Genomic DNA, 1044 nt, shown 5'->3' on the forward strand with positions numbered 1-1044 from the left:
GCCTTGACAGCAGCATCCATATCGAAAGTAGGTTTGGTCATAGGTCATCCCTTTTTTGCTAATGATAAAGAAATGACGCAGAATTCTGAACACTACCGACAAAGCGGGTTTCTAGCCCGCCCTCTCCAGCCGAGTCAACCAGGGGCAGTTCCTCAGCTGTTCAAAGATCCGGACATCAAAGTTTCCCCCTCATCCGGCTCCTCTAGTACGCAGGTTCTCAGGCGCTAGTATCTGCGTATACAGATTACTCTCTAAAGCTGGGAAAAATCGGTGAGGGTTTTTATTTCACCTTGTAAACGGCACAGACCTTATTCCCGTCGGGGTCCCGTAAATAGGCGATATACAATTTTCCTACCGGTGCCTCCCGTATCCCCGGTGGATCCTCACAGCGGATACCGCCATTTTCAAGCCCAGCCGAATGCCAAGCATCAACTTCCCCGGTGTTATTCGCGGAAAATCCGATGGTTCCGCCATTGGCATGGCAAGCCGGTTCCCCATTGATCGGTTTGGTGATGATAAACACCCCGGAGTTTGTAATATAGAAACAACGCCCCTTTTCATCAATGACCCCTGGCTTATGCTCGAGGGCCCCTAAAGCAGCATCATAAAATGCTTTGGCTTTCTCTATATCGTTGGCGCCTACCATAACATGACTAAACATTGCCCCCTCCATTTTCTATACAACTGATTGAAAAACCGATTGGCTTATACTGACAACTTTCTGCATATCCTGCAATCTCCCCCAAACAGGACTGCCGGTGTGTAACCAGACCGATATGGGTCGGAATCAGGCGCTTCCAGAATGGCTGCTTTGGGCAGCCGGGAAAGATTGACTACGATGAAGATACTGCCCATGCCCACGATGGTGCACGATCGAGTCTCGTTTTGGCAACTACCCACCATCGAACAGATTGAGACGGTATTATGTTATTCAAGATATTTAAGCAATGATTGCCTCAACACAAATAAAAAAGCCCTGACCGCGAAGGATCAGGGCTTTGTAATAGAAGCCTGACAATGACCTACTCTCACATGGGGAGACCC

The 1044-nt window shown here is 48.7% G+C and carries 2 protein-coding genes; one reads left to right on the forward strand and one right to left on the reverse strand.

Annotated elements, in window-relative coordinates:
• On the forward strand, positions 1-228 hold a 228-nt coding region (locus Q1A48_RS21240; protein ID WP_299948850.1), incomplete at its 5' end, for a hypothetical protein.
• 52 nt (positions 229-280) lie between these two features.
• On the opposite strand, the gene Q1A48_RS21245 is transcribed toward Q1A48_RS21240, so the two are convergent.
• Positions 281-661 (reverse strand): VOC family protein, encoded by a 381-nt coding sequence (locus tag Q1A48_RS21245; protein ID WP_299948852.1) that lies wholly within the window; start codon positions 659-661, stop codon positions 281-283.
• Positions 662-1044 lie beyond the last annotated feature (383 nt).

The organism is uncultured Microbulbifer sp. (genome assembly GCF_947489355.1).
Classification (GTDB): Bacteria; Pseudomonadota; Gammaproteobacteria; order Pseudomonadales; family Cellvibrionaceae; genus Microbulbifer.